The 24,076-nt window shown below is 62.1% G+C and carries 26 protein-coding genes; 11 read left to right on the top strand and 15 right to left on the bottom strand.

Features of this window, described 5'->3' with window-relative positions; genetic code table 11:
* Positions 1–17: 17 nt before the first annotated feature.
* The 6 genes from rlmH to ACHMXK_RS11275 all read right to left on the bottom strand — a co-directional run bounded on the left by rlmH (position 18) and on the right by ACHMXK_RS11275 (position 5,008).
* The gene (rlmH, locus tag ACHMXK_RS11300) at positions 18–485 is read right to left on the bottom strand and encodes a 23S rRNA (pseudouridine(1915)-N(3))-methyltransferase RlmH (RefSeq protein ID WP_318404414.1); all 468 of its coding nucleotides are present in this window, start codon (positions 483–485) and stop codon (positions 18–20) included.
* Positions 482–1,252 (bottom strand): ribosome silencing factor, encoded by a 771-nt coding sequence (rsfS, locus tag ACHMXK_RS11295; RefSeq protein WP_397440351.1) that lies wholly within the window; start codon positions 1,250–1,252, stop codon positions 482–484. Before rsfS ends, rlmH begins: the two co-directional genes overlap by 4 nt.
* Before the next feature lie 35 nt (positions 1,253–1,287).
* Entirely contained in the window at positions 1,288–1,899 is a 612-nt protein-coding gene (gene nadD / locus ACHMXK_RS11290; RefSeq protein WP_397440349.1) for a nicotinate (nicotinamide) nucleotide adenylyltransferase, read from the bottom strand.
* Positions 1,900–1,937: 38 nt separating this feature from the next.
* Positions 1,938–2,855 carry an oxygen-dependent coproporphyrinogen oxidase gene (hemF, locus tag ACHMXK_RS11285; protein ID WP_397440347.1) on the bottom strand — a complete coding sequence of 306 codons (918 nt, stop codon included), beginning with the start codon at positions 2,853–2,855 and terminating at the stop codon, positions 1,938–1,940.
* Positions 2,856–2,947: 92 nt separating this feature from the next.
* Entirely contained in the window at positions 2,948–4,258 is a 1,311-nt protein-coding gene (purD, locus tag ACHMXK_RS11280) for a phosphoribosylamine--glycine ligase (protein WP_397440345.1), read from the bottom strand.
* 24 nt (positions 4,259–4,282) lie between these two features.
* On the bottom strand, positions 4,283–5,008 hold the full coding sequence (locus tag ACHMXK_RS11275) for a YebC/PmpR family DNA-binding transcriptional regulator (protein WP_397440343.1): 726 nt from the start codon (positions 5,006–5,008) through the stop codon (positions 4,283–4,285).
* A gap of 65 nt (positions 5,009–5,073) precedes the next feature.
* Here ACHMXK_RS11275 and ACHMXK_RS11270 point away from each other — a divergent pair, with 65 nt between their 5' ends.
* From ACHMXK_RS11270 to ACHMXK_RS11230, 9 genes are all read left to right on the top strand, one after another.
* Entirely contained in the window at positions 5,074–6,558 is a 1,485-nt protein-coding gene (locus tag ACHMXK_RS11270; protein ID WP_397440341.1) for a helicase HerA-like domain-containing protein, read from the top strand.
* Between the two features lie 9 nt (positions 6,559–6,567).
* Positions 6,568–7,527, top strand: a complete 960-nt coding sequence (locus ACHMXK_RS11265) for a threo-3-hydroxy-L-aspartate ammonia-lyase (protein WP_397440339.1) — start codon at positions 6,568–6,570, stop codon at positions 7,525–7,527.
* A gap of 73 nt (positions 7,528–7,600) precedes the next feature.
* Positions 7,601–8,872, top strand: a complete 1,272-nt coding sequence (locus ACHMXK_RS11260) for a GTP cyclohydrolase II (protein WP_397440337.1) — start codon at positions 7,601–7,603, stop codon at positions 8,870–8,872.
* Positions 8,873–8,898: 26 nt separating this feature from the next.
* Positions 8,899–10,164 (top strand): URC4/urg3 family protein, encoded by a 1,266-nt coding sequence (locus tag ACHMXK_RS11255; RefSeq protein WP_397440335.1) that lies wholly within the window; start codon positions 8,899–8,901, stop codon positions 10,162–10,164.
* Positions 10,165–10,177: 13 nt separating this feature from the next.
* On the top strand, positions 10,178–10,825 hold the full coding sequence (upp, locus tag ACHMXK_RS11250; protein ID WP_397440334.1) for a uracil phosphoribosyltransferase: 648 nt from the start codon (positions 10,178–10,180) through the stop codon (positions 10,823–10,825).
* Positions 10,826–10,937: 112 nt separating this feature from the next.
* The gene (locus tag ACHMXK_RS11245; RefSeq protein WP_397440332.1) at positions 10,938–11,822 is read left to right on the top strand and encodes a 5'-methylthioadenosine/S-adenosylhomocysteine nucleosidase; all 885 of its coding nucleotides are present in this window, start codon (positions 10,938–10,940) and stop codon (positions 11,820–11,822) included.
* 15 nt (positions 11,823–11,837) lie between these two features.
* Entirely contained in the window at positions 11,838–13,124 is a 1,287-nt protein-coding gene (locus ACHMXK_RS11240) for an amidohydrolase family protein (RefSeq protein ID WP_397440330.1), read from the top strand.
* 57 nt (positions 13,125–13,181) lie between these two features.
* Positions 13,182–13,658 carry an alpha/beta fold hydrolase gene (locus ACHMXK_RS11235; protein WP_397440328.1) on the top strand — a complete coding sequence of 159 codons (477 nt, stop codon included), beginning with the start codon at positions 13,182–13,184 and terminating at the stop codon, positions 13,656–13,658.
* 31 nt (positions 13,659–13,689) lie between these two features.
* Positions 13,690–13,986, top strand: coding sequence for an alpha/beta fold hydrolase (locus ACHMXK_RS11230; protein ID WP_397440326.1), 297 nt, complete (start codon positions 13,690–13,692; stop codon positions 13,984–13,986).
* Positions 13,987–14,014: 28 nt separating this feature from the next.
* Here ACHMXK_RS11230 and ACHMXK_RS11225 read toward each other — a convergent pair whose 3' ends face one another.
* Positions 14,015–14,833, bottom strand: a complete 819-nt coding sequence (locus tag ACHMXK_RS11225) for a class I SAM-dependent methyltransferase (protein WP_397440325.1) — start codon at positions 14,831–14,833, stop codon at positions 14,015–14,017.
* Between the two features lie 283 nt (positions 14,834–15,116).
* Entirely contained in the window at positions 15,117–15,518 is a 402-nt protein-coding gene (locus ACHMXK_RS11220; protein ID WP_397440323.1) for a cupin domain-containing protein, read from the bottom strand.
* 422 nt (positions 15,519–15,940) lie between these two features.
* Here ACHMXK_RS11220 and ACHMXK_RS11215 point away from each other — a divergent pair, with 422 nt between their 5' ends.
* Together ACHMXK_RS11215 and ACHMXK_RS11210 are read left to right on the top strand one after the other, a co-directional pair.
* The gene (locus tag ACHMXK_RS11215) at positions 15,941–17,431 is read left to right on the top strand and encodes an RNB domain-containing ribonuclease (RefSeq protein ID WP_397440321.1); all 1,491 of its coding nucleotides are present in this window, start codon (positions 15,941–15,943) and stop codon (positions 17,429–17,431) included.
* A gap of 88 nt (positions 17,432–17,519) precedes the next feature.
* On the top strand, positions 17,520–17,795 hold the full coding sequence (locus tag ACHMXK_RS11210; protein WP_397440319.1) for a YkvA family protein: 276 nt from the start codon (positions 17,520–17,522) through the stop codon (positions 17,793–17,795).
* 111 nt (positions 17,796–17,906) lie between these two features.
* Here the strand turns inward: ACHMXK_RS11210 and ACHMXK_RS11205 are convergent, their stop codons facing one another.
* The 7 genes from ACHMXK_RS11205 to ACHMXK_RS11175 form a co-directional block, all read right to left on the bottom strand.
* On the bottom strand, positions 17,907–18,170 hold the full coding sequence (locus tag ACHMXK_RS11205) for a hypothetical protein (protein WP_397440317.1): 264 nt from the start codon (positions 18,168–18,170) through the stop codon (positions 17,907–17,909).
* A gap of 208 nt (positions 18,171–18,378) precedes the next feature.
* Positions 18,379–19,275: a ketopantoate reductase family protein gene (locus ACHMXK_RS11200; protein WP_397442503.1), complete on the bottom strand. Its 897-nt coding sequence runs from the start codon at positions 19,273–19,275 to the stop codon at positions 18,379–18,381.
* Between the two features lie 124 nt (positions 19,276–19,399).
* The gene (locus ACHMXK_RS11195; RefSeq protein WP_397440315.1) at positions 19,400–20,128 is read right to left on the bottom strand and encodes a hypothetical protein; all 729 of its coding nucleotides are present in this window, start codon (positions 20,126–20,128) and stop codon (positions 19,400–19,402) included.
* A gap of 9 nt (positions 20,129–20,137) precedes the next feature.
* Positions 20,138–20,521, bottom strand: coding sequence for a PaaI family thioesterase (locus ACHMXK_RS11190; protein WP_397440313.1), 384 nt, complete (start codon positions 20,519–20,521; stop codon positions 20,138–20,140).
* Positions 20,522–20,547: 26 nt separating this feature from the next.
* Entirely contained in the window at positions 20,548–22,113 is a 1,566-nt protein-coding gene (locus ACHMXK_RS11185; RefSeq protein ID WP_397440311.1) for a long-chain-fatty-acid--CoA ligase, read from the bottom strand.
* Positions 22,114–22,161: 48 nt separating this feature from the next.
* On the bottom strand, positions 22,162–23,328 hold the full coding sequence (locus ACHMXK_RS11180) for an aromatic ring-hydroxylating dioxygenase subunit alpha (RefSeq protein ID WP_397440309.1): 1,167 nt from the start codon (positions 23,326–23,328) through the stop codon (positions 22,162–22,164).
* Positions 23,325–23,963, bottom strand: coding sequence for a TetR/AcrR family transcriptional regulator (locus ACHMXK_RS11175; RefSeq protein WP_397440307.1), 639 nt, complete (start codon positions 23,961–23,963; stop codon positions 23,325–23,327). Before ACHMXK_RS11175 ends, ACHMXK_RS11180 begins: the two co-directional genes overlap by 4 nt.
* Positions 23,964–24,076 lie beyond the last annotated feature (113 nt).

The raw sequence follows: 24,076 nt of genomic DNA, 5'->3' as shown, positions 1-24,076 counted from the left end.
GACAAGCGTGGGGGCCATTATTCCCTGTGATAGGGATGGTTGACCGTGATGCTCCAGGCCCGGTACAACTGCTCGATCAGCAGCACACGCACCATGGCGTGTGGCAGGGTCAGGTCGGACAGGCGCAGGCGTTCGTGGGCGGCCTGTTTGAAGGCCGGGTCCAGGCCGTCCGGGCCGCCGATAACGATGGCGACATCGTCGCCTTCGCGCTGCCAGGCTTTGAGCTTGTCAGACAAGGCCACGGTGGTCACGGCCGTGCCGCGTTCGTCCAGGGCCACAATGCGTGTGCCCCGGGGAATCACGGCCTCAATGCGTTGGCGCTCCGCTGCCAGCAGCGTGTCCAGCGTCTTGGAGGCGCGCGGCTCGGTCTTGACGGCCTTGATCTCTACCCGTAATTCAGGCGGAAACCGTTTGGCGTAATCGTCGTAAGCGGTTTGCGCCCAATCGGGCACCTTTTGGCCGACGGCGACAATCGTCAGCCTCATTTGCTCCGGGTCGTGGTTTTCTTGGCAGCCGGTTTTTTCGCGGCCGTCTTCGCTGCGGTTTTTGCAGCGGTTTTCTTCGCCGCTACTTTTTTGGCGACTGGGATTTTGACAATCGGTGTTTTAACTGCGGTTTTTTTAGCTGCAGGCTTGGCTGCGGAACGAGTGGGTTTGGCCGCAGGATCTGCAGCCGGTTCGGCGGCATTACGTTTGGCGGTCCAGTCGTTGGTTTTGCCAACCCGGCCGACATAGGTGCCGTCGTCGGTACGGGTGACTTTTTTCGCTGCGGGCTTGGCGGCGGTTTTGGCGCCAGCACGTGCGCGAGGCGCCGGCTTGGCTTCTTCTTCCGCATCAGGCTTGGAGGCCTTGACCAGCGGCGCTGGCGCGCCCAGCTTGAGCTTGACGGGCTTGTCGCCCCACAACTCTTCCAGGTGGTAATACTGGCGAATCACGGGCTGCATGATGTGCGCCACGGCCGCGCCGCAATCCACAATGATCCATTCGCCGTTTTCTTCACCTTCGATACGCGGCTTGGCAAAACCGGCATCACGCACGGCGTCGCGGACACTGGCTGCCAGCGCTTTGGTTTGCCGGTTGGAGGTACCCGAGGCGATGATCACGCGCTCAAACAGCGAGGTGATGTGTTCCGTGTCAAACACCTGGATGTCCTGCGCCTTCACATCTTCCAGGCCATCAATAATGGCTCGCTGCAGTTTCTGGACGTCTTTTTTTGCAGCGGTGCTGGCGGTGTTGGCGGAGGTGGAGGTCATGCAGTGGTTTGCTTCAAAAATGAAAATAACGGGAATTAGATGGAAATATAGAGCTTATGGCGCTCAATATAACGCGCAACCGGCTCAGTAACCAAGTGGGACAGGCTTTCCGGGCTGGCCTCGCCTGAACTTAGTTGCCGCCGTATCTCGGTGGCGCTGACCGGCATCAGGGGTAATTGCAGGGTTAAAACTGCATGCCTGGCCTGGATTTCGGGGTCGAAACCGGCATCAGTCCTTGCGGGATCTGCGCGGTTTGCTATACAAATTATAGCTATTTCCAAAATGGCCTGCCAACGGTGCCATGTTTTCAGGGCGGCGAACTGGTCGGTGCCAATGATCAGGTAGAGCTGGGCACCCGGATTTTCGGCCTGCAAAGACTCCAGCGTGTCGATGGTGAAGCTGGGGCCGGCACGGTTTAATTCACGCTCATCGACCAGCACATGGTCCAGCCCGGCGAAGGCCAGTTGCGCCATCGCCAGCCGGTGTTCGGGCGCACTGAGCGCCCTGTCCTTGTACCAGGCCTGACGGGTCGGGACGATGTGCAGGGCATTGAGCTGCAACTGGGTCACGGCCGCCCGGGCCAGCGCCACATGTGCCAGGTGCGGCGGGTCAAACGAGCCGCCATAAACACCCAGGCGTTTTTGCATGTCTTTGGTGCTGGTTGGGCCCATGACCGGTGCTGCCGTCAAAGCCAGTCCCGCCGTATCAGGAATTCCTTTTGCAGACGTTCTTCGGCGGAGCCGGCTTCCACCGGGCGCTGGTAAGTCCAGCTCACCAGCGGCGGCATGGACATCAGGATGGACTCGGTGCGGCCGCCTGACTGCAGGCCAAAATGGGTGCCGCGGTCCCAGACCAGGTTGAACTCCACATAACGGCCGCGGCGGTGCAACTGAAAATCACGTTCGCGCTCGCCATAAGCCATGTCCTTGCGGCGCTCCACCAGCGGCAGGTAGGCCGGCAAAAAGGCATTGCCGACGGATTGCAGCATGGCCAAGCTGTTATCGAAACCCTGCTCCTGGAAGTCGTCAAAAAAGATGCCGCCTATGCCGCGCTGCTCGTTCCTGTGTTTCAGGTAGAAATACTCGTCGCACCAGGTCTTGAAGCGCGGGTATTTGTCCTCGCCAAAAGGCGCCAGGGCATCGCGGCAGCTGCGGTGAAAGTGCTGGACGTCTTCTTCAAAGCCGTAATAAGGCGTCAAATCCATGCCGCCGCCAAACCAGCAGACGGGTGGGCCGGATGCGGGGGTGGCGGCCAGCATGCGCACATTCATGTGCACCGTGGGTACATAAGGATTGCGCGGATGAAACACCAGCGACACCCCCATGGCTTCAAACGGCGCACCGGCCAGTTCGGGCCGGTGTTGCGTCGCCGAGGGCGGCAACTTGGGGCCGCGCACATGCGAAAAACCGCAGCCGGCACGTTCAAACAGCCGACCCTGCTCCAGGATGGTGGTGATGCCGTTGCCCTGCAGGGACTCCCCGGCCGCCTTCTGCCAGTGGTCGGCGACAAAAGCCTGGCCATCCAGCGCGGCGATGGAGCTGGTGATTTTTTCCTGCAAACCGAGCAGGTATTGGCGAACACCGGAAATGTCTTGAATCGTCATGAAGTGATGATGGTATCGGCTGGGGTCACGGCTGACCTTGGTGGTCCGCCGTGCCGCCCTTTACGCCAAGTGGGTTGGCCGCAGATCAGCCCTCAGGACTTGAGCGCCCGAAAGCCGATGTCCTTGCGGTACTGCGCACCGTCGAACTGGATGGTCCGTGCGACGTCATAAGCCTGGTGTTGGGCCTCCCGGACCGAGTTGGCCAGTGTCGTGACACACAATACGCGCCCGCCCGAGGTCAGCACGCTGTCTTTGGCACTGCCCGTGGCCGTGCCGGCATGGAAAACCACGGTGTCTTCCGGCTCGACCGGATTCACAGGCGGCAGGCCGGTGATCAGATCACCCTTGCGCGGCTGCAAGGGGTAGCCGTGCGCAGCCATGACCACACCCAGCGCCACACGGCGGTCCCATTCCAGCTCGACCTGGTCCAGCTTGCCCGAGGTGGCGGCCATCATGACCTCGTACAGGTCGGATTTGAGCCGCATCATGATGGGCTGGGTTTCCGGATCGCCCATGCGGCAGTTGAATTCCAGGGTTTTGACCTTGCCTTCGGCATCAATCATCAACCCGGCGTACAGAAAACCGGTGAAGGGAATACCGTCTTTTTCCATGCCCTTGATGGTGGGCATGATGATTTCGCGCATGGCCCGGGCATGCACCGTGGGTGTCACGACGGGGGCCGGCGAATACGCGCCCATGCCACCGGTATTGGGACCCTGGTCGCCGTCCAGCAGGCGTTTGTGGTCCTGGCTGGTAGCCAGGGCGGTGACGTTTTTGCCGTCACACAACACGATAAAGCTGGCTTCTTCGCCCTGCAAAAACTCCTCGATCACCACCCGCGCGCCGCCGGCGTTGTGTTTGACACCCAGCGGGTTGAAGTCGGGGTCCGGCGCCAGCATGAACTCAATCGCTTCGTGCGCCTCATGCAGCGTCATGGCCACCACCACGCCTTTGCCGGCCGCCAAGCCGTCGGCCTTGACCACGATCGGTGCGCCTTTTTCATCGACATAAGCATGCGCCGCCGCCGCGTCGGTGAAGGTTTCGTACTCGGCCGTCGGAATGCCATGGCGCTTCATGAAGGCCTTGGAAAAAGCCTTGGAGCTTTCCAACTGCGCCGCCGCCTTGGTCGGGCCAAACACCCGCAGACCGTGCGCGCGGAACTCGTCGACGATGCCGGCGGCCAGTGGCTGCTCGGGCCCCACCACCGTCAACGCTATCTTTTCAGTAGCTGCCCACGCCCGCAGCGCCTGGACATCCGTGATGTTGATGTTCTCAAGGCGGGCGTCGAGCGCGGTTCCGCCGTTGCCGGGTGCGACATAAACAGCCTGCACCTTGGGGGACTGTGCCAGCTTCCAGGCCAGCGCATGTTCACGGCCACCGCCGCCGACCACTAAAACCTTCATGCGAAAACTTTCATTGTTGGACTCTTATTGTGAAATGGCGGCGTTGTGGAAGACGTCCTGGGTATCGTCCAGGTCTTCCAGCACATCCAGCAGGCGTTGCATCTTCTGGGCATCGTCGCCGGTCAGTTCAATTGTGTTGTCGGCGCGCATGGTCACGCCAGCTATTTCAGGCACCAGGCCGGCTGCTTCCAGGGCGTTTTTGACGGTTTCAAAGGCGGTGTAAGGTGTCAGCACCTCGATCGCCCCGTCTTCATCGGTGACCACGTCGTCGGCGCCGGCTTCCAGCGCCACTTCCATGATTTTGTCTTCGCTGGTGCCGGGGGCAAAAATCAGCTGGCCGCAATGTTTGAACTGGAAGGCCACCGAGCCCTCGGTGCCCATGTTGCCGCCGTGTTTGGAAAACGCGTGGCGCACTTCGGCCACGGTGCGCACGCGGTTGTCCGTCATGCAGTCCACGATGATGGCCGCGCCGCCAATGCCGTAACCTTCGTAACGAACTTCTTCGTACTGCACGCCTTCCAGGCTGCCGGTGGCCTTGGCGATGCCGTATTTGACGTTTTCATTCGGCATATTGGCCGCTTTGGCCTTGTCCACGGCCAGGCGCAGGCGCGGGTTGGTGCCCAGGTCGCCGCCGCCCATGCGGGCTGCCACCATGATCTCGCGCATCACACGGGTCCAGATACGCTGGCGCTTCTCGTCCTGGCGACCCTTGCGGTGCTGAATATTCGCCCATTTACTGTGACCAGCCACGGAAATCCTTTGGAATTGATTTAATCTACAAGCAGCATTTTACTTTTTCATCCCAGGACATTGCCATGGCCGAGCCTTTACTGATTGCCCAGAACGCTTCCACCCATTGTGAACTTCTTCCCGGCCTGGCCAATCGCCACGGCCTGATCACAGGCGCCACCGGCACCGGCAAGACGGTGACCCTGCAAACCCTGGCTGAAAACTTCTCGAAAATCGGCGTGCCGGTCTTCATGGCCGACGTCAAGGGCGACTTGAGCGGCATCAGCCAGGCCGGTAGCCTGGGCGACAAGATGGCAGCCATCCTGAAGGAACGCGGCATAAATCCCCCTGCCCCACGCGCCTGTCCGACCCAACTCTGGGACGTGTTTGGCGAGCAGGGCCACCCGGTGCGCGCCACCATCTCGGACATGGGGCCGCTGCTGCTGGGCCGTATGCTCAACCTCAACGAGACCCAGGCCGGCGTGATCAACCTGGTGTTCAAGATCGCCGACGACAACGGCCTGCTGCTGCTGGATCTGCCGGACCTGCGTGCCATGTTGCAACACGTGGGCGACAACGCCAGCAGCTTCACCACCAAATACGGCAATATCAGCGCCGCCAGCGTGGGCGCCATCCAGCGCGGCCTGATGCAGATCGAAAGCCAGGGCGGCGACAAATTTTTCGGCGAGCCCATGCTCAATATCAGCGACTTCATGCAGACCGACGGCAACGGCCAGGGGGTGGTCAACATCCTGGCGGCCGACAAGCTGATGAATTCGCCGCGCCTTTACGCCACCTTTTTGCTCTGGATGTTGTCCGAGCTGTTCGAACAACTGCCCGAAATCGGCGACCCGGATCAACCCAAGCTGGTGTTTTTCTTTGACGAAGCGCATTTGTTATTCAACGAAGCGCCCAAGGTGCTGATTGAACGCATCGAGCTGGTCGTGCGCCTGGTACGCTCCAAGGGCGTGGGCGTGTATTTCGTCACCCAAAACCCGCTGGACATTCCCGACTCGGTGCTGGCCCAGCTTGGCAACCGGGTGCAACACGCCCTGCGCGCCTTCACGCCGCGTGACCAGAAAGCCGTCAAGGCCACGGCCCAGACCATGCGGCAAAAGCCCGGGCTGGACATAGAAACCGCCATCACCGAGCTAGCGGTTGGTGAGGCGCTGGTGAGTTTTCTCGACAGCAAAGGCCGGCCCAGTGTCACCGAACGTGTTTACGTGTTGCCGCCCGGCAGCCAGATCGGCCCGATCACGCCGCAGCAACGCCAAGCGTTGGTGGCCGGCTCGCTGGTAGCCGGTGTCTACGAAAAAGCCGTGGACCGCGAATCCGCCTACGAGGTGCTGACGGCCCGCACCGCCACCGCCCAGGCCGAAACGGCGAAAGCCGCGGAAGACTCAGGCGGCCTGATGGGCGGCCTGAGCGACGTCTTGTTTGGCTCCAAAGGGCCTCGCGGCGGCCAGCGTGACGGCATGGTCCAGTCGGTCCTGAAGTCGGAAGCCCGCCTGCTGGCCCGCCAGGTCTTGCGCGGCGCCCTCGGCAGCATCTTCGGCAGCAAAAAAAGGTAGGCCGCACCCATGTTGACTCCCACTTACGAAGACGTCAGCGCCGCCGCCCACCGCCTGAAAGGCCAGGCGCATCAGACACCGGTCCTGACCTCGCGCACGGCCGATGCCCTATTCGGCGCCCAGCTGTTTTTCAAGTGCGAAAACTTCCAGCGCATGGGCGCGTTCAAGTTTCGCGGCGGCTACAACGCCCTGGCCCGCTTCACACCCGAACAGCGCAAACGCGGCGCACTGGCGTTTTCATCCGGCAACCACGCCCAGGCGGTGGCGCTGTCGGCCCGCATCCTGGGCATGCCGTCGGCCATTTTGATGCCGCAGGACGCACCGGCGGCCAAGCTGGCCGCCACCCGTGGCTACGGCGCCGAGGTCATCACCTTCGATCGTTTCAAGGACGACCGCGATGCACTCAGCCGCCAGTTGGCCGAAGAACGCGGCATGACCTTGATCCCGCCGTTCGATCACGCCGACGTCATTGCTGGCCAGGGTACCGCGGCCAAGGAGTTGTTCGAGGAAGTCGGCGAGCTGGACCATCTGTTTGTCTGCCTGGGCGGCGGCGGTTTGACCAGCGGCAGCGCCTTGTCGGCGCGTGCTTTGTCGCCGCGCTGCAAGGTTTACGGCGTGGAGCCGGAGGCCGGCAACGACGGCCAGCAGTCCCTGCGCAGCGGCGAACGCGTGAAAATCGCCGTGCCCGAGACCCTGGCCGATGGCGCCCAGACCCAGCAACTGGGCAAAATTACCTTCGAGATCATCCGCCGCAACGTGGACGACATCTTCACCGCCACCGATGCAGAGCTGGTCGAATTCATGCGGTTTTACGCCGAACGCATGAAGATGTTGGTCGAACCCACGGGTTGCCTGTCGCTGGCCGGCGCGCGCAGCAGCGGGCTGGACTTGCGCGGCGCGCGTGTCGGCGTACTGATCAGTGGCGGCAACGTCGACCTGTCGCGTTTCGCGCAATTGATGGCGAGCTGAGAGCCGGCTGAGGGTCAAGCGCACTTGCCAGCGGCCGGCGGGCTCTGTACATTGGGATTTTTGAGGGCCGCCCATGTCTGCTGACGCCATGACCCCTGCCCGGGAGCAATCCCCGCACCATATCCGCCTGACCTCGCATGCTGGCGGCAACGGCGCCCTCCCCATCCATTGGGCTGCAGCCACCGCCGCCGAACGCGGGCCGGTGGTCGGCACCACGACCAACCGCGGCCACCGCAACGTGATCGGCACCCACAGCGGCTCCTACAGCGTTTACCGCGCCCTGGCCGTGGCCTCCGGCGCGCTGTCCCCGCACCACAAAGCCGACCTGACCAACACCTCGCCGACGGACCTGATCGGTCCTTACCCGCAATGGAGCGAGCCCGGCCGTATCGTCGCCATGGACCCCTGGGGCGCCGCCGTCGCCGATGTGTTTTCCCGCGAACTCGCCGCCGGTTATGACATCCGGCCGACGATTGCCGTGACCCAGGCCCATGTGATTCTTCCGGAAGTCATCGAGGCCCTGCAGTCCGGCCGGCTGAAAGCCGACGGCAAACACCTCACGGCCGGTGGCGCCGCCATGGTCACCAAGGTGGCCATCGAGCCGGTCTGGTACCTGCCCGAGGTAGCCCATCGGTTTGGCTGCAGTGAAGCCGATTTGCGCCGCGTGTTGTTCGAGGAAACTGGCGGCATGTACCCCGAACTGGTCACACGCAGCGACCTGGAGGTGTTTCTCCCGCCTATCGGGGGCCTCACCGCTTATATTTTCGGCAACCCGCGCGACCTGGCCAACCCGGCGGTCGAACTCACGGCCCGCGTGCACGACGAATGCAATGGCTCGGACGTGTTCGGCTCGGACATCTGCACCTGCCGGCCCTACCTGACCCACGCGATCGAGGAATGTATCCAGGGCGCACAGCGCGGCGGTGTGGGCCTGGTGGTTTACTTCCGCAAGGAAGGCCGGGCGCTGGGCGAAGTCACCAAATTCCTGGTTTACAACGCGCGCAAGCGCCAGGTCGGTGGCGACACCGCCGACCAGTATTTTGCCCGCACCGAATGTGTGGCCGGCGTCCAGGACATGCGTTTCCAGGAGCTGATGCCCGATGTGTTGAGCTGGCTGGGGGTACGCAAAATCCACCGCCTGGTGTCCATGAGCAACATGAAGTTTGATGCGATCGTCAAGGCCGGGATAGAAATTGTCGAACGCGTGAACATTCCGGATGCGCTGATCCCCGAAGACGCCCGCGTGGAAATGGACGCAAAGATGGCAGCCGGTTATTTCACGCCAGGCCTGGTGCCCGATGCCGCAGAACTCAAAAAGGCCAAAGGCCGTGGTCTGGATGTTTAACCTCCAACACATAAGGCGGATTCGCTATGAATACAGTAGCTGGTGACGTCCGACTGACGGGGGCTGAGGCCACATTACGTTCTACAGCCACGATACGCACGCGCGCCAATACCTTGCTGGCGCGGGCGCGCCGTGGTGAATCCCGCTGGTTCACGATCAACGACGGCGCACTCGACACCGCCGCCATCCTGGTGGCCAAGCTGACGCAAGCTCGTTACCCACACCTGAAAATTCCGTACCACAGCCGCTGGCGGCATTTTGAAGCCGGCGGCGTGGACCGCGCTGCTCAACTGACCCAGGCCTTGGGACCCGTCACGCCGGCCCAGCGCGCCCGCGCCCAGATCGACCTGGCGCTGGTCAGCGTCTTGCTTGATGCCGGTGCCGGCCCCGACTGGCGCTACCGGGAGCCCGGCCTGGCGCAAAAACCCGAACATGAATACACCCGCTCGGAAGGTCTTGGCGTGGCCTGCTTTCACAGCTTCATGGCCGGGCTTTTTTCCAGCGACCCGGACCGGCCGCTGCAGGCCGACGCCCAGGGCTTGCAGGCCGTGACGGCCGAACGCCTGGGACTGGCGTTTCAGGTCACGGCGGGCAACACGCTGGTCGGGCTGGAGGGACGTGCGGCCTTGTTGCGCCACCTGGGCCAGGTCTTGCAGGAACACGCCGGGGTCTTCGGCCAGCCGGCCCGGCCCGGCCATTTGTTTGACCTGCTGACGCGGGACGGCCAGACGACCATCCAGGCGCATGAGCTGTTGTCGGTGTTGCTGCGGGGGCTGTCGACGATCTGGCCGGCGCAAAACGCCATTGACGGAACGCCGCTGGGGGACTGCTGGCGCCACCCGGCAGCCAGCGCCCAGGGCGCGGACAGCCCGCTCAGCGAGGGCTGGATGCCGTTTCACAAACTCTCGCAATGGCTGACCTATTCGCTGCTGGAGCCTTTTGAATGGGCCGGCATCCGTGTCGAAGGGCTGGACGCGCTGACCGGCCTGCCCGAGTACCGCAACGGCGGCCTGTTCCTGGACGCCGGCGTCATACACCTCAGAGACGAGTCGCAGGCTCGGCGTTTGCATGAGGTCGGGGATGAATTGATCGTCGAATGGCGAGCGCTGACGGTTGCCCTGCTCGACGAACTCGCGCCGCTGGTGCGCGAGCAGTTAGGATTGACGGCTGCGCAAATGCCGCTGGCCTGCGTGCTCGAAGGCGGGACCTGGGCCGCGGGCCGCGTCCTGGCCCAGCGATTGCGCGAAGGCAAACCGCCCCTGAATATCCAGAGCGACGGCACCGTATTTTAAAAAGCTGAACGACATGACCTCTTCCAAATTCAACGACAAAGTCCACCTGATTGACCACCCGCTGGTCCAGCACAAACTCACCCTGATGCGCCGCAAGGACGCGTCGACCAACACCTTCCGCACCCTGCTCAACGAGCTGAGCATGCTGATGGCCTATGAAGTCACGCGCGACATGCCCACGCAGGACGTCGAGGTCGAAACCCCGCTGGAAACCGCCACCTTCAAGGTCATCGACGGCAAAAAGCTGGTGTTTGTCTCCATCCTGCGTGCCGGCAACGGCATTCTGGAAGGCATGCTCAGCGTTGTGCCCGGCGCCCGTGTCGGCCATGTGGGCCTGTACCGCGACCCGAAAACCCTGACCGCCGTCGAGTATTACTTCAAGATGCCGCAGGACATGGAAGCGCGTGACATCGTGGTGGTCGACCCCATGCTGGCCACCGGCAATTCGGCGATTGCGGCGGTCGAGCGACTCAAGGAACTGAACCCCAAATCCATCAAGTTTGTCTGCCTGCTGACCTGCCCCGAAGGCATCACCGCGCTGCAAAAAGCCCACCCCGACGTGCACATCTACACCGCCGCCATCGACCGCCAGCTCAGCGACCACGGCTACATCCTGCCCGGCCTGGGTGATGCCGGCGACCGGATATTTGGAACAAAATAAGCCTCCCGCCCAATAGCTTCGGGCGCAATCAGCTATCTTTTAAATAGCGAAAATTTCCATGCATCAGTCCACTCTCCCAGGCCGCTTCTGGCGTTTTTTCTTGGCCTGCGGGATGGCACTCTGCCTGGCCGCTTGCGCCAGCATGCCCGCCGGCCGGCTCGACAACACGCCGCGTATGGCCGTTTTGTCGGCTTTTGAGCCCGAGCTGGCCTTGCTGCTCGGCAAGCTGCAGGGGCCGGTACAACACCAGGTCAACGGCGTGCGTTTCACCACCGGCACCCTGGAAGGTCAGGCGGTGGTGTTGTTCCTGTCCGGCATCAGCATGACCAATGCCACCATGAACACGCAACTGGTGCTGGACCGGTTCAACATCCAAAGCATTGTTTTCAGCGGCATCGCCGGCGGCGTCAACCCCGGCCTGCACATTGGCGACGTGAGTGTGCCCGCGCAGTGGGGCCAGTACCTGGAAGTGGCGATGGCGCGCGAAACCTCGCCCGGCCAATTCAGCCTGCCGCCGCACCTGGAACGCCCGCTGTTCCCTGCCTTCGGCATGTTGCAGCCGCGCACGGTTGAAACCCGCACTGCGGCCAACCCGGCGCTGGTGCGCAAGTTCTGGTTTGAGGCCGACCCGAAAATGCTGGACGTCGCGCGGAATCTGCGCCAGGTTGAACTGATCCGCTGCAAGGCCAGTCAATGCCTCACGCGCCAGCCCGAGCTAGTGGTGGGCGGCAATGGCGTGTCCGGCCAGGCCTTTGTCGACAACGCCGCCTTCCGCGAATACGCCTTCAAGACCTTCCAGGCCAATGTGCTGGACATGGAAACCGCCGCCGTCGGCATGGTCGCCTACAGCAACGGTGTGCCTTACATCGCCTTTCGTTCGCTCAGCGACCTGGCGGGCGGCGGCGAAGGCCAGAACGAGATGCAGACTTTTTTCAGCATTGCCGCCGACAACTCGGCGCGGGTGTTGCTGGCGTTTCTGGCGGCCTGGAAACCCTGAGGCCAAAGGACTGTCATGCTCGACCTGCTGATCCGGAACGCCACCCTGCCAGACGGCCGCACCGGTATGTCCATCGCCGTGTTGAACGGCAAAATCATCGCCGTCGAGTCCGACCTGGATGCGCCCGCCCATGAAACGGTGAACGCAAGCGGCTATCTGCTGAGCCCGCCTTTTGTGGACCCGCATTTCCACATGGACGCCACGCTCAGCTATGGCCTGCCGCGTGTCAATGAAAGCGGCACCTTGCTGGAAGGCATCGCCATTTGGGGCGAGTTGAAACCCACGTTGAAGCTTGAGGCCATCATCGAACGCGCCCTCACCTACTGCGACTGGGCCGTGGCCAAGGGCCTGTTGGCGATCCGCAGCCACGTGGACACCAGCGACCCCAGCCTGCTGGCCGTGGACGCGTTGCTGGAGGTCAAAAAACAAGTCGCGCCCTACATAGCCCTGCAACTGGTGGCCTTCCCGCAAGACGGCGTGTTGCGTAGCCCGGGCGGTGTGGACAACCTCAAGCGTGCACTCGACAAAGGCGTAGACGTGGTCGGTGGCATCCCTCATTTCGAGCGCACCATGGCTGAAGGTGCCGCCAGCGTGAAGCTGCTCTGCGAAATCGCCGCCGAGCGTGGCCTGCTGGTGGACATGCATTGCGACGAGTCCGACGACCCGCTCTCGCGCCACATCGAAACCCTGGCCTTTGAAACCCAGCGCCTGGGCCTGCAGGGCCGTGTCAACGGCAGTCACTGCACCTCCATGCACAGCATGGACAACTACTACGTGAGCAAGCTGATTCCGCTGATCGCCGAGTCGCAGGTAAGCATCATCGCCAACCCGCTGATCAACATCACGCTGCAGGGCCGGCACGACAGCTACCCCAAACGCCGCGGCATGACCCGCGTGCCCGAACTGATGGCCGCCGGTATCAACGTCGCCTTCGGCCACGACTGCGTGATGGACCCCTGGTACGGCATGGGCAGCGGCGACATGCTGGAGGTGGCGCACATGGGCCTGCATGTGGCGCAAATGACCAGCCAGCAAGGCATTCGCCAATGTTTTGAGGCAGTGACGACCAACGCCGCCAAGGTGATGCACCTGAATGGTTACGGCATCGCGCCGGGCTGTGATGCAAGTTTTGTGCTGCTGCAGGCGCGAGACCCTGTAGAGGCGATCCGCTTGCGGGCAAACCGCTTGAAGGTGTGGAAAAAAGGCAAGCTGCTGGCAGAGACACCCGAAGTGGTGGCCTTGTTGAAAACGGCTAGCCGGCCAGAACGCGTCACGTTTCAGATCGGTGCGGCCGGCCCCTAGAGACCGCGATGACTGTCACCCGCACTCAGGCGTTGGTGGCAAAAACAGGAGACAGGCATGCTGAAGGTCGACGGCAGAAACATCGATTGTGTGGAGTCCGGCGAAGGTCCGGCGCTGCTGTTTTTGCCGGGTTCGTACAGCACAACAGCGGCCTGGCGCCAGGTGCAGCGCCACATGAACTCGGGTTGCCGCGTGGTGACCAGCAGCTTGTGCGGCTATGGCGGCACAACCGATACACGCACCAAACAGGACTTTGACATTCCGCATGAAGTGCAGTTGGTGCAGGCGCTGGCCCGCCACATCGACCAGCCGGTACATCTGGTCGGTCATTCCTTTGGCGCCACCGTGGCGCTGGCGGCCGCCCTTTCCCGCACGGTTGAGATTGCCAGCCTGACGCTGTTCGAAGCCAACCCGATGGCCCTCATCCAGGCACACGGCGACGGCTGGCTGTATGAGGAAACCTTGGGCATGAGCCGGGCCTTCGAGGCCGCGGTCCATGCCGGCGAGGTACGATGCCCCCGCCCACGTCATTGACTTTTGGAGCAGCCCCGGGGTTTTCGCCGGCATGCCTGATGCCGTCAAAACCTACTGCCGTGAGACCGCTGCGGTGAATGTGCTGGACTGGCGCACAGACTTCGCCTTCAAGGTCAGCGCGTCTGATTGTTCCCACTTGAACATCCCCGTGTTGCTGGTGCGCGGCGGCGAAGCGAACCCGGCCATGATTGCCATCACCGACACTTTGCAAGGCTGCCTGCCGAATGTGCGCTGCGTTGCGGTAGCGGGTGCTGGCCATTTCCTCATCACCAGCCATGCGGCCCGGTGTGCTGAACTACTTTCTTCTTTTTTGCTTGAAGTGGCCTAGGTCAACGCCGGCTTTTGGCCCGACTCCGTCAGCTCCGGACGCAGACGACGTGCGCCTGGATCTTTCCATCAACCGGGCCGGCGCCGAATCGCTCGGCGATGGCAGCGGCGCAGGCCGACGTCGCCTGCTCCAGATTGGCGCCAGAACGGGCCTCAATCTCATTGCGCAAAAGCGTTCCCTGGCAATAAGCCATGGCCGGCACGCGCGCCGACACCGCGCGACTGCGCGCTGCAATGGTCTCGATACGTGGCGCGGCGTCAAACCCCGCAGCTGCGAGGTCGCGTGAAATGATTTCCCGGTCGAAATAGCCATGTGGCGTGCGCGCCATGAACAACGGCGGATCCTCGGGGAACAGGCCAGCCAGCACCGTTGTCACGGTATGGGCAAACTCGTTTTCCTCAATGCGATCCCAGACGTTGAACAACAACACACCGCCGCGACGGAGCACGCGCCTTGCTTCGGCAAACGCGCGCGCCTTGTCCGGGAAGAACATTGCGCCAAATTGGCAAACGACGATGTCGAAACTCGCGTCCTCGAAGGGTAAACGGGCCGCGTCCGCCGCTTGCCACGTCACCGGCCTAGGCGTGCCAACGGCCATCGCACGATCAAGCATAGGCTGATTCAGATCGGTCGCCACCAGCTCGACATGGCCGGGCAAGGCCTGCACCATCGCGCGGGTGACAACACCCGTACCCGCAGCGGTCTCAAGCACATGGGAAGGGTCGAGAGCGGCCACACGCTGCGCCAGATCGGCGGCATAGGACTCAAAAATCAGTGGGACAAGATAACTGTCGTAGAGCTCGGGGATCGAGCCAGTGAAAAGCGCGTCAGATGCAGGCTTGTCCATGAGATGACTCCTTTCGGACTTGCTGCGATCTTAGGCGCGGTAGAGCAAATTGAATAGCGATCTTGCGAAGGATGTCCCCAATGACCGTTTTCGGGCCAGCACTGTCGACCGACCTTTCGGTGCAGCTTGGTGCCGCTTGCCGATCGGATTTTTTTTCGACCGTCAACAGAAGACTGCAAAAGGCCGTTTAGTCGACGAGTTGCCATCCGAAACGCCACGATCCAGGCGCTCGCGGCTCAGGATCGATCTGCGCGAAACGGTCGCTCAACTCAGCGCTGGGGCTTCATGGATCGCTGATGGTCTCGTGTTCAGCGGGAATGAGGATCTCGAGGAGCTCGCAGTCGTCCGACCAGCCGACGACCGTGTGGCGGATGCCGGGTGGCTGGACCCAGCACGACCCGGCGACCAGCCGCTGTGGTCCGATACCCTCGAAGTCTGTCTGGAACCAACCCTTCAGACAGTAGACCAGTTGAAACTGCACATTGTGGTGATGTCGCAGGCTGAGTTCGGTGCGGAACGGCGCGATCATGCGGATCACATGCGCTTTAGCCAACCCATTGGTTGCCGCCGAGACGCCCAGATCGCGGTAAGCCGAATAGTCCCGCAGGCCACCGGTTTTGAAGTCGGTCTCGTTGTGGTGGCTGATGACAAAGCGCTGCGGCGCCTCGCGAAAAGGACGTTCCATCTGATTCTCCGAAAAGATCGTCAGACCGCAATTTAACCTCCGAATCCAGAGCGAAGCAAGCGCACGGTGGCGCCGGCGTCGTCAGGCCGTGAGCCAACATTGCTACCGAGGCTAACGGCAGCAAAGATTCAAGGTGGTAGCCCTTCGACGAGCGGCGCAACCATCTCGCGATCATGCGCTACTGGTCGTGAAGCAACGGGCTCGAGGCACGATCAATCGGTCTCTGCGCTGCATTGATCACCCGGCGTAGTCAGTCTGCGGACACTGGCTGCAGGCGCTCAAGCAGGGCCTTCTGACAGACTGATCCGAGTCCCAACCGGACCTCATGACGTAACTGACGTCGGGTTCGCCCCGAATGTATTGCTACAAGTCCCTGTTTGGGATCAGCGGGTACATTGCTACAAACCACTCTCTGACATCTTATGGACACCACCCATCTGCACCAAATCGCCGTCGAAGCCATGCGCTCCCGAGGCCTGCTGCCCGACTTTGCGCCGCAGGCCTTGCAAGAGGCCGAAGCCGCACGGCAGTCTGCGCCTGAACGCAATGACAGCATCCACGACCTGCGCCACCTGACCTGGTTTTCCATCGACAACGACGACACGCGCGACCTGGACCAGTTGAGTGTGGCCGAGCCCCTGGCCGATGGCACCTCGCGCCTGCTGGTGGCCGTGGCCGATGTGGATGCGAAGGTGGCGCCCGGCGGTGCGGTGGATGGCCATGCGGCCGTCAACACCACCTCGGTGTACACGGCGGCGGGCGTGTTCCCGATGTTGCCGGAGGTCCTGTCCACCGACCTCACCTCGCTGCACGAAGGCCAGGAGCGCCTGGCGGTGGTGGTCGATATGCAGGTTGCCACCGACGGCACGGTGTCTGAATCCACCATCTACCGGGCGACGGTGTTCAACCGCGCCAAGCTCACTTACGACGCGGTCTCGGCCTGGCTGGACGGCGTGGGGCCGCCACCGCCTCAGATAGCCAGCGTGCCGGGGCTGGAAGACCAGTTGCGTTGGCACGACACCCTGGCCGGCCAACTGCGGCAATGGCGCCAGACGCGCGGCGCGCTGAACCTCAACACGGCGTCCGCCCGCCCGGTGTTTGAAAACGGGCATCTGGTGGACCTGCGCCCCGACGAAAAAAACCGCGCCAAGGACCTGATCGCCGACCTCATGATCGCGGCCAATGGCGCAACGGCCCGCTTTCTGGTCGCCAAGGGTTTCCCCTCGCTGCGCCGCATGCTGCAGGCGCCGCGCCGTTGGGACCGCCTCGTTGCGCTGGCCGCTGGCCACGGCGTGCAACTGCCTGAGACACCCGATGCGCCGGCGCTGGACCGCTTTCTGAATACGCGTCGCCTGGCCGACCCGGCCGGTTTTGCCGATCTGTCGCTGGCCGTGGTGAAGATGTTGGGCGCGGGTGAATACGCGGCCGCACCGGCCACCACGACCGGCGCGACGGGATCGGGACACTTCGGGCTGGCGGTGAACGACTACGCGCATTCCACGGCGCCCAACCGGCGTTTTCCCGACCTGGTGACACAGCGCCTCCTGAAGGCATCCCTCGCGGGCGAGGCATCACCCTACTCCGCCGAACAACTGGCCGAGATTGCCAGTCACTGCACGCTGCAGGAAAACAATGCCAACAAGGTCGAGCGCCAGGTGCTGAAGGCCGCAGGGGCCTGGCTGCTGCAGGGGCGCCTGGGCGAGGTCTTTGACGCCATCGTCACCGGCGCTGCAGCCAAGGGCACCTTTGTGCGTATCTGCAGCCCCTTACTGGAAGGCCGGGTCGTGCGCGGTTTTGAAGGGCTGGACGTGGGCGACGCCGTGCGCGTCAGGCTGGTGGCGGTGGATGCAGAAAAAGCTTTATCGACTTTGAACAGGTTTGAGCGCCACGCACAGTTTGTGGATGAAATGTAAGGCCCGGTGAACAAGCCCTTGCAGCAGGCGCGGCCGCTACCATGTGGGCTGAATGCGGCCCGTTGGGGCCAGTCACCAAGGAGTTGCCATGTTGAAACGCCTGACCCTGCTGTGGGCCGTGTTGCGCGGCGACGCGCGGCAGTTGTGGTTTGCGCTACGCCACCCCAAGGCACCGGCTTGGCTGAAGCTTGGCACCGCGCTGATCGCACTCTACCTCTTCTCGCCGATTGATCTCATCCCGGATGTGCTGCCCGTGATTGGCGTGGTGGATGACCTGGTGCTGGTGCCGCTGGCGATTCGCTGGCTGCTCAAGCGCCTGCCGCCGGATATTGCCGAGGCAGCGGCAAATCGCCGTAGCGGTTGAGGTTGAGCGGCCCCCCGCTGCTTGCGCCAAGGTGGCGTACTGTCTGCGCCGAGCGCTGATGCCTACGGGTGTCGCCCTAATTCGTACAGACCGTGAAGCATTGAGACACCATCAAACCAGGCACTCAACGGGGCTGTCCATCAGCGTCTGCAGCAAAACGGCGCAATCTCGCAAAGCGATACATTGAGATGTCATGGCCAGCTGTAAGAAGCGGATGGCATACGGTGGATCTCTATGCATGCGGGTCGAGTCAATCCACCAGCCCTGTCCAGCCATGAGCCATTTGAAGTCGACCTCTGCCAGCAACGACATACGTTCATCGGCGCAGGGTGGCGCTTCCTGGGCTTTTGTCACTCGGTTTTTTTGAGCTTGCATGGTGATGGCTTCCTCATAGTTGGTCGGCATAGCCCTATAACGGCCGAGTCCCCATATGCGCAGACAACAGCAAGCGCAACAACTGTGAAATTAAGGTAAACATGAGGTCTTCCCGGATGAGGGGAAGGCACTGGGCCGGTTAAAAACCACCCACGGTAAACGCGGCCAAACGCTACACGTATGGGGGTAGCGGACTTCCGCAGTCACCCTAAGCCCGCTTCTCTTCCAGCAACTTCACCAGCGCCCACAAGACCCGGTTCGCAGGCGTCGCAATCCCCAGTACCTCGCCGCGTTTCACGATCAGGCCATTGAGGTAGTCGATCTCGCTGCGTTTGCCGCGCGCCAGGTCTTGCGCGGTGGATGAAAACTGGCTGGGCATGCTGCCGGCGAGTTTGTCCACGGCGGCATGGGCATCACCCACCACCTGTACACCTTCGGCCTGGGCCACGGCCAGGCACTCGTTGACGACGTCGCGCATCAGGTCTGTCACGCCCTCACCCTGCACGGTCTTGCCATAAGGCAGCTGGGCGATGGCCGAGACCGCGTTGTAGGCGCAGTTGAGAATCAGCTTGGCCCACAACGCGCCGCGCACGTTGCTGGAGACCTCGGTCGGCACACCGGCGGCGATCAAGGCCTGCGCGACGGCGTCGCTGGTGCTGGCAGGCTCGATCACCAGCTCACCCCGGCCGTGGTGTTTGACGTGGCCCGGACCGGCCATTTCGGTGGCGACGTAGACCACGGCAGCGGCCACCGCATGTTGCGGCAACACACTGCGCAGGCGGTCGGCGTTGTCCACGCCGTTTTGCAGGCACAACACCAGCGCGTTGCTTGCCAAATGCGGCCGAATCAGGGCGCCAGCCGCTTCGGTATCTGTGGATTTGACACAGAACAAGACCAACTGCGCACCCTGCACGGCGCCGGGCTCGCTGCTGGCGGCCAGGCGCACCTGTTCGTCAAAGGACGTGGTTTCCATGCGCAGGCCGTCTCGGGTGATTGCCTCGACATGCTGCGGCCTGGCGATCAGAACCACCTCATGCCCGGCGCGGGCCAGCATGCCGCCGTAATAGCAGCCGACGGCACCTGCGCCCATCACGGCGACTTTGATGGACTTGGAGTGAGGGTTGGAGCTTGTCATGGATCAACGTCAAAAGTGGCGCCTTTGGAGAAGCGAAGGGCGAACGCTAAGGTCATTCTAAGAAGGCTTCTGCAGATGCGCAGCCGATGCCAGCCTAGTCCGTCTGGCACCAGCGACCCGACGCCGGGCACACACGGGCCGGAGCGCCCTTGAGCCAGACCTGCTCATCATCCAGTTGCGAGGCGGTAGCGGGGTCGATGTCGAAGGCGATCCCAAGTGCGTGCGCCACATGGGCATCTTCGATGGGAAGCTCCCAGGTCAGGAAGACCTGGGAGCAATCCTGCTCGGGCGCGAAATCGGCCGCGTCAAAGCCGCTGCTGGTTCGTTGAATGAGCGCATGAGGCTGGCCCGTGTCGAAGATCAGCGCCGTCCCCCGAACCAGGGGGATGCGCTGGCCGGTAGACGGAAAATGCACGTCCAGGCCCTTGTCCTCGCTCAGGAACAGATTGCAAAATGCCGCGCTGCCATACTGCGCCCCGTCATGGTGGTAACGCGCGCCGCGGCAGGCCATGAGCGCGACGTCGCTGGCGGCAAGCACTTCGGACAAGCCCAGCCTGCGTGTCCAATCGGACACCGCTTGCACACAGCGTTTGTAGTCGGGCCAGCGTACACGCGCACGCGCCAAAGGCAAGGCCTCGACATCGCCGGGCTCCAGGCCCAGGCGCAAGGCGATCTCCCTGTCCCAATCGGCGGTCAGCCTTGCGGGCGGCGCAGGTATGTCGACGACGCCAGACAGCACCACATCACTCACGCTTCGACTGCGGATGGCATCGCCACGCCAGAAATAGGAGGTCAGGCCGCTTTGCACATGAAACGCGTCCATATAGAAGGCTTAGGCCTGGTCGCGTTTGGGACGAAAGATGGCATAGTTTCCGTTCGCCTGTGCCACCAGGACTTGCGTCACGTAGAGCCGTGACTCCAGATTTGCAACGGTCTTGCCACGGTTGACGAGTTCGGTTTTGCAGACAACCTGGCCTTGAAACACAGGTTTGAAGTAGTTGATCTTGATTTCTATCGTGGCGCAAATCTCGCCCGCATCGAGCGTTGGATAAAGCGCCGCGCCCATCCCCGTGTCGGCCATGGCGTACAAGACGGCACCGTGCACTACTTCATGTGGATTCAAGTGTTGAGGCGCCACCATCAAGGTCAGCGTGCTTGCGCCGGCCTTGGTTTCAGCGGCCTGCAAATCGATCAATTCGGCGAAAGGATGTTTCATGGTGTCTGTTCGATGTCCTGGTCAGACTATGCAATGGCCCGCGTTTGCCCTTGCCAGTAGGGCTCGCGCAAGATGCGCTTGAGTATCTTGCCACTCGGGTTGCGTGGCAACGCTTCGAGAAAGTCCACACTCTTCGGGCATTTGTAATGCGCCAGGTTCGCTCGCATGAAGTCGATGATCTCGCGCTCGCTGCTTTGCGCACCCGCGCGCAGAACGACACAGGCTTTCACGGCTTCGCCCCAGCTTGTGTCCGGCACACCAATCACGGCGCCGTCCGCGATGTCCGGGTGGCGCATCAGCACGTTTTCCACTTCGGCTGGATAGATGTTTTCGCCCCCGGACAGAACCATGTCCTTGATACGGTCGGTGATGTAGAGATAGCCGTTTTTCAAATAACCACCGTCGCCAGAACGGAACCAGCCGCCATTGGCATTGCGGCCTTCGGGAAAAGCATTCGCCGTGGCCTCGGGATTGCGCCAGTACTCTTTCAGGTTGCGTATGGTCTCTATCCAGATCTCACCCACCTCGCCTTCGGGCAGATCCTTCAAGCTCGTCGGATCGACGATACGCAGACAGGCGCCGCCAACAGGACGTCCGGCCGAACGCAACAAACCGGGCTCCCCGGCTTCATGGTCAGCTGGCGACAGAAAAGTCGCCACGCCTGACACTTCGGTCAGCCCATAGGCCTGAACGAGCTTGCATTTGAAAACTTTTGCCGCTTCCTTCAACACAACCTCGCTGATGGGCGAGCCGGCATACGCCATCAAGCGGAGGTTTTGGTAGTCGGCAACCTGCGCGCCGGGATTTTGCAGCATGAATTGAATCATGGCGGGCACCAGCAAGGTGTGGGTAATACCTTGAGACGCGAAGCTTTGCAGATAGGCGGCCGGATCGAATTCCGAGTACGCCTCGGTTCGCGCACCCGTATAAAGGGTCGCTACCAGCACGCAAATGCCGGCCACATGAAACACCGGCAAGGGATTCCCCATCACGTGATGAGGCTCGAACGCCCAGTCTTCTTCGATGGCCTTCGCCACAGACAACAGGCCTTCATGCGACAGGACCACGCCTTTGGGCAATCCCGTGGTGCCCGAAGAATAGAGCTGCAGCGCCGCATCACTTGTTTCGGCCTTCACGGGCGTGAAGTCGGTGCTGAAGCCGCTGCACCACGCCTCGAAGCTGGGCAGGCCTTCGAACGCTTGTTCGGTGCAAACCAGGGTCTTGATCCTGGGCAGGCGGGCCTTCAGCGCGTTCGGAGCGAGCGCGGCATCGACCAGCAGGAAAGACGCTTCCCCGTTGTCCACGATGTATTCGAGTTCGGGAACCGTCAGCCGCCAATTCACGGGCATGCAGACTGCCCCTAGCTTGCAGGCCGCCAGCAGCAGCAACATGCAATCCAGGTGATGCTTGGTCAGCGCCGCCACCCGGCTTCCCTGTCCGACGCCCATGGCAGCCAGCGCATTGGCAATCTGGTTGCTCGCGCGCTCGACATCCTTGTACGTCAGGCGTCTATCGCCTTCTGCGTAGGCAAGGGCATCGGGGCGGACGTCAAGCTGCCGTCTCAGGGTAGCTATCAGGGTTTGATCTTGCACAGCTGTCTCCTTTTGTTTTATGGGCGAATGCGCGAACGCCAGGCTCGCTCAGCCATTGACGTCCATCACGGCTGGGATGGCGGTGACTTGCTCGTTCAGTTGTTCATGAAAGCGTGGCGCGCTGAACTCAAAGGTGCCAAAGGTCAAGGCCGCATTGGCGCCGGAGGACAAGCCCGCCTGGATGGACTCGGACAGCTCGTAGTCCTCTGCCAGGGCGCGGCGATAAAGATCGACGTTGGCGTTCCAGTAACCTTGCGCCTTGGGCCCGTCCGGCGCGACGGGCAACAAGGTGATCTCATGAACTTTCGTGACGCCCGGCGCAACCAGTTCCAGCGTGCTGAGCTGGGCATGATCGGGCTGCACCAGAATCATGGTGCTTGGGAAAAAGAAATAGATCAGGTTTCCGTGCTGACGTGGCTGGAAGTCTTCAACATGTGGAGGACTGTTGCCGTCGAAACTCGACTTGACGAGATACAGGCGCCGATTGAGACCCAATTCGTCGACGATCTGCACATTTTCGGCAAACATGTGGGCGATCGTTTTTCGATGCGCCACCTTGAAGTGGTAGGCCTCAAAAGAGCCATCCACAAGCAACTTCCAGTTGGCCGCCACCTCGTAGGACCTGGGCGCGAAGGCCACCGGTGTACGCAAATCCAGCGTTTCCAGCTCGTCCATGAGCGGCCCCAGACAGGCATCCACGTCGGTGTCAACCAGCTCGGGATCAGCGATGACCCAGATCAGGCCCGCGCGTTCGCTCGCGGCCAGCCGACGCAAGCCGGAAGAGGCATGGTCGAGGCAGGGAAAACCAAAGGCCTGGGGCAAACCGCGCAATGCGCCGTCAGGCTTGTAGGTCCAGGCGTGATACGGGCAAACAAAGGCCCTGGCCTGTTCGCCACCGCCCAGGGGCGCAACACGCGCGCCCCGATGACGGCAGACGTTGAGGAACGCATGGACCTCGCCATTTTCTTGTCGTACGAGCAAGAATGGGGTGCCGGCGCGGTCACGTGCGAGCCAGGAGCCAGGAGCGGACAGCTCGGAACTGGCGGCGACAGGTTGCGGGAAACGTTTGAAAAGCTGCGCTTCCTGCGCGAAATGGCCAGGGTTCAGGTAGCGATCAACCGCCACCTCGCCAACGCTCGTCCCAGGCTCCGGCCTTTCCCCGCGCACCGCGGTCAGTGTGCGCTGGTACAAATCGCGAATAACGTCCTGCTTCATAAATCGTCTCGTATCAAAGTCTGAAAAAGTGTTTCTGTAATCTTCTGAATCCAGGATTCGTCCTCTGATAACAAGGGCTCATCCAGCTGCATTCGGTGGAAGGTCGGCCTGACAACCAATGCATAGGCCAGGGTGCCCAGCACCTGCGTCAAAAATGCCAGGGGAGGACCGACCGGCAACAACCCCTTGTTTTGGGCCGCCGAGAATTCCCGCGTCAAAATCGTCACAAGATGGGTCAGTGGCAGCGTTTCTGCAGCGTCGACCCGTTCAACGTTGTCGATCAGCTCTCTCAGGATCAACCTGACGGCTGGGGAGCGTTGAATGGTCCATGTCGCCAGTGCCGCCATCAAGGCCCGTAAGCGTTCCTTGGGGCCGGCCACATCAACCAAGGCGGTCGTCACGCGTTCGACGAGTTCGCCGCCCACCCGATCGAGCAATGCAAGATACAAAGCCGCTTTTGTCGGGTAGTGGTGAATCAAGCCTGGATTGCTTAAACCCGCAAACCGGGCAATGGCGCTCAAGGACGCACCATGAAAACCCTGGGCCGCAAACGCATCTTCGGCAGCGGCCAATGCGCGCCGTCGCGACTCGGCAGAAAGGTCGTGTTTTTTAACTGATGAGGTTGTAGCGGCCATTCGGCAAATAATACAGACCGATCAGTCGGTCTGTCAATATGGGATCTACGAATGGAAAAAATTGCGCAGAAACCTGGTTCGCGCGTGACCGCCTCCGCCCTGCTTTGCGGCCA

Origin of the sequence: Polaromonas sp. UC242_47, from assembly GCF_044452385.1 — a bacterium.
In the GTDB taxonomy this organism is placed as follows: Bacteria; Pseudomonadota; Gammaproteobacteria; order Burkholderiales; family Burkholderiaceae_C; genus Polaromonas.
The sequence above is the reverse complement of the archived record's forward strand: the minus strand, read 5'-3'. Positions and strand labels throughout refer to the sequence as shown.

Coding starts and splice junctions, on each gene's coding strand:
- rlmH (WP_318404414.1), bottom strand. CDS start 485: ATGAGGCTGACGATTGTCGCCGTCGGCCAAAAGGTGCCCGATTGGGCG.
- rsfS (WP_397440351.1), bottom strand. CDS start 1,252: ATGACCTCCACCTCCGCCAACACCGCCAGCACCGCTGCAAAAAAAGAC.
- nadD (WP_397440349.1), bottom strand. CDS start 1,899: ATGCAAAAACGCCTGGGTGTTTATGGCGGCTCGTTTGACCCGCCGCAC.
- hemF (WP_397440347.1), bottom strand. CDS start 2,855: ATGACGATTCAAGACATTTCCGGTGTTCGCCAATACCTGCTCGGTTTG.
- purD (WP_397440345.1), bottom strand. CDS start 4,258: ATGAAGGTTTTAGTGGTCGGCGGCGGTGGCCGTGAACATGCGCTGGCC.
- ACHMXK_RS11270 (WP_397440341.1), top strand. CDS start 5,074: ATGGCCGAGCCTTTACTGATTGCCCAGAACGCTTCCACCCATTGTGAA.
- ACHMXK_RS11265 (WP_397440339.1), top strand. CDS start 6,568: ATGTTGACTCCCACTTACGAAGACGTCAGCGCCGCCGCCCACCGCCTG.
- ACHMXK_RS11260 (WP_397440337.1), top strand. CDS start 7,601: ATGTCTGCTGACGCCATGACCCCTGCCCGGGAGCAATCCCCGCACCAT.
- ACHMXK_RS11255 (WP_397440335.1), top strand. CDS start 8,899: ATGAATACAGTAGCTGGTGACGTCCGACTGACGGGGGCTGAGGCCACA.
- upp (WP_397440334.1), top strand. CDS start 10,178: ATGACCTCTTCCAAATTCAACGACAAAGTCCACCTGATTGACCACCCG.
- ACHMXK_RS11245 (WP_397440332.1), top strand. CDS start 10,938: ATGGCACTCTGCCTGGCCGCTTGCGCCAGCATGCCCGCCGGCCGGCTC.
- ACHMXK_RS11240 (WP_397440330.1), top strand. CDS start 11,838: ATGCTCGACCTGCTGATCCGGAACGCCACCCTGCCAGACGGCCGCACC.
- ACHMXK_RS11235 (WP_397440328.1), top strand. CDS start 13,182: ATGCTGAAGGTCGACGGCAGAAACATCGATTGTGTGGAGTCCGGCGAA.
- ACHMXK_RS11230 (WP_397440326.1), top strand. CDS start 13,690: ATGCCTGATGCCGTCAAAACCTACTGCCGTGAGACCGCTGCGGTGAAT.
- ACHMXK_RS11225 (WP_397440325.1), bottom strand. CDS start 14,833: ATGGACAAGCCTGCATCTGACGCGCTTTTCACTGGCTCGATCCCCGAG.
- ACHMXK_RS11220 (WP_397440323.1), bottom strand. CDS start 15,518: ATGGAACGTCCTTTTCGCGAGGCGCCGCAGCGCTTTGTCATCAGCCAC.
- ACHMXK_RS11215 (WP_397440321.1), top strand. CDS start 15,941: ATGGACACCACCCATCTGCACCAAATCGCCGTCGAAGCCATGCGCTCC.
- ACHMXK_RS11210 (WP_397440319.1), top strand. CDS start 17,520: ATGTTGAAACGCCTGACCCTGCTGTGGGCCGTGTTGCGCGGCGACGCG.
- ACHMXK_RS11205 (WP_397440317.1), bottom strand. CDS start 18,170: ATGCAAGCTCAAAAAAACCGAGTGACAAAAGCCCAGGAAGCGCCACCC.
- ACHMXK_RS11195 (WP_397440315.1), bottom strand. CDS start 20,128: ATGGACGCGTTTCATGTGCAAAGCGGCCTGACCTCCTATTTCTGGCGT.
- ACHMXK_RS11190 (WP_397440313.1), bottom strand. CDS start 20,521: ATGAAACATCCTTTCGCCGAATTGATCGATTTGCAGGCCGCTGAAACC.
- ACHMXK_RS11180 (WP_397440309.1), bottom strand. CDS start 23,328: ATGAAGCAGGACGTTATTCGCGATTTGTACCAGCGCACACTGACCGCG.
- ACHMXK_RS11175 (WP_397440307.1), bottom strand. CDS start 23,963: ATGGCCGCTACAACCTCATCAGTTAAAAAACACGACCTTTCTGCCGAG.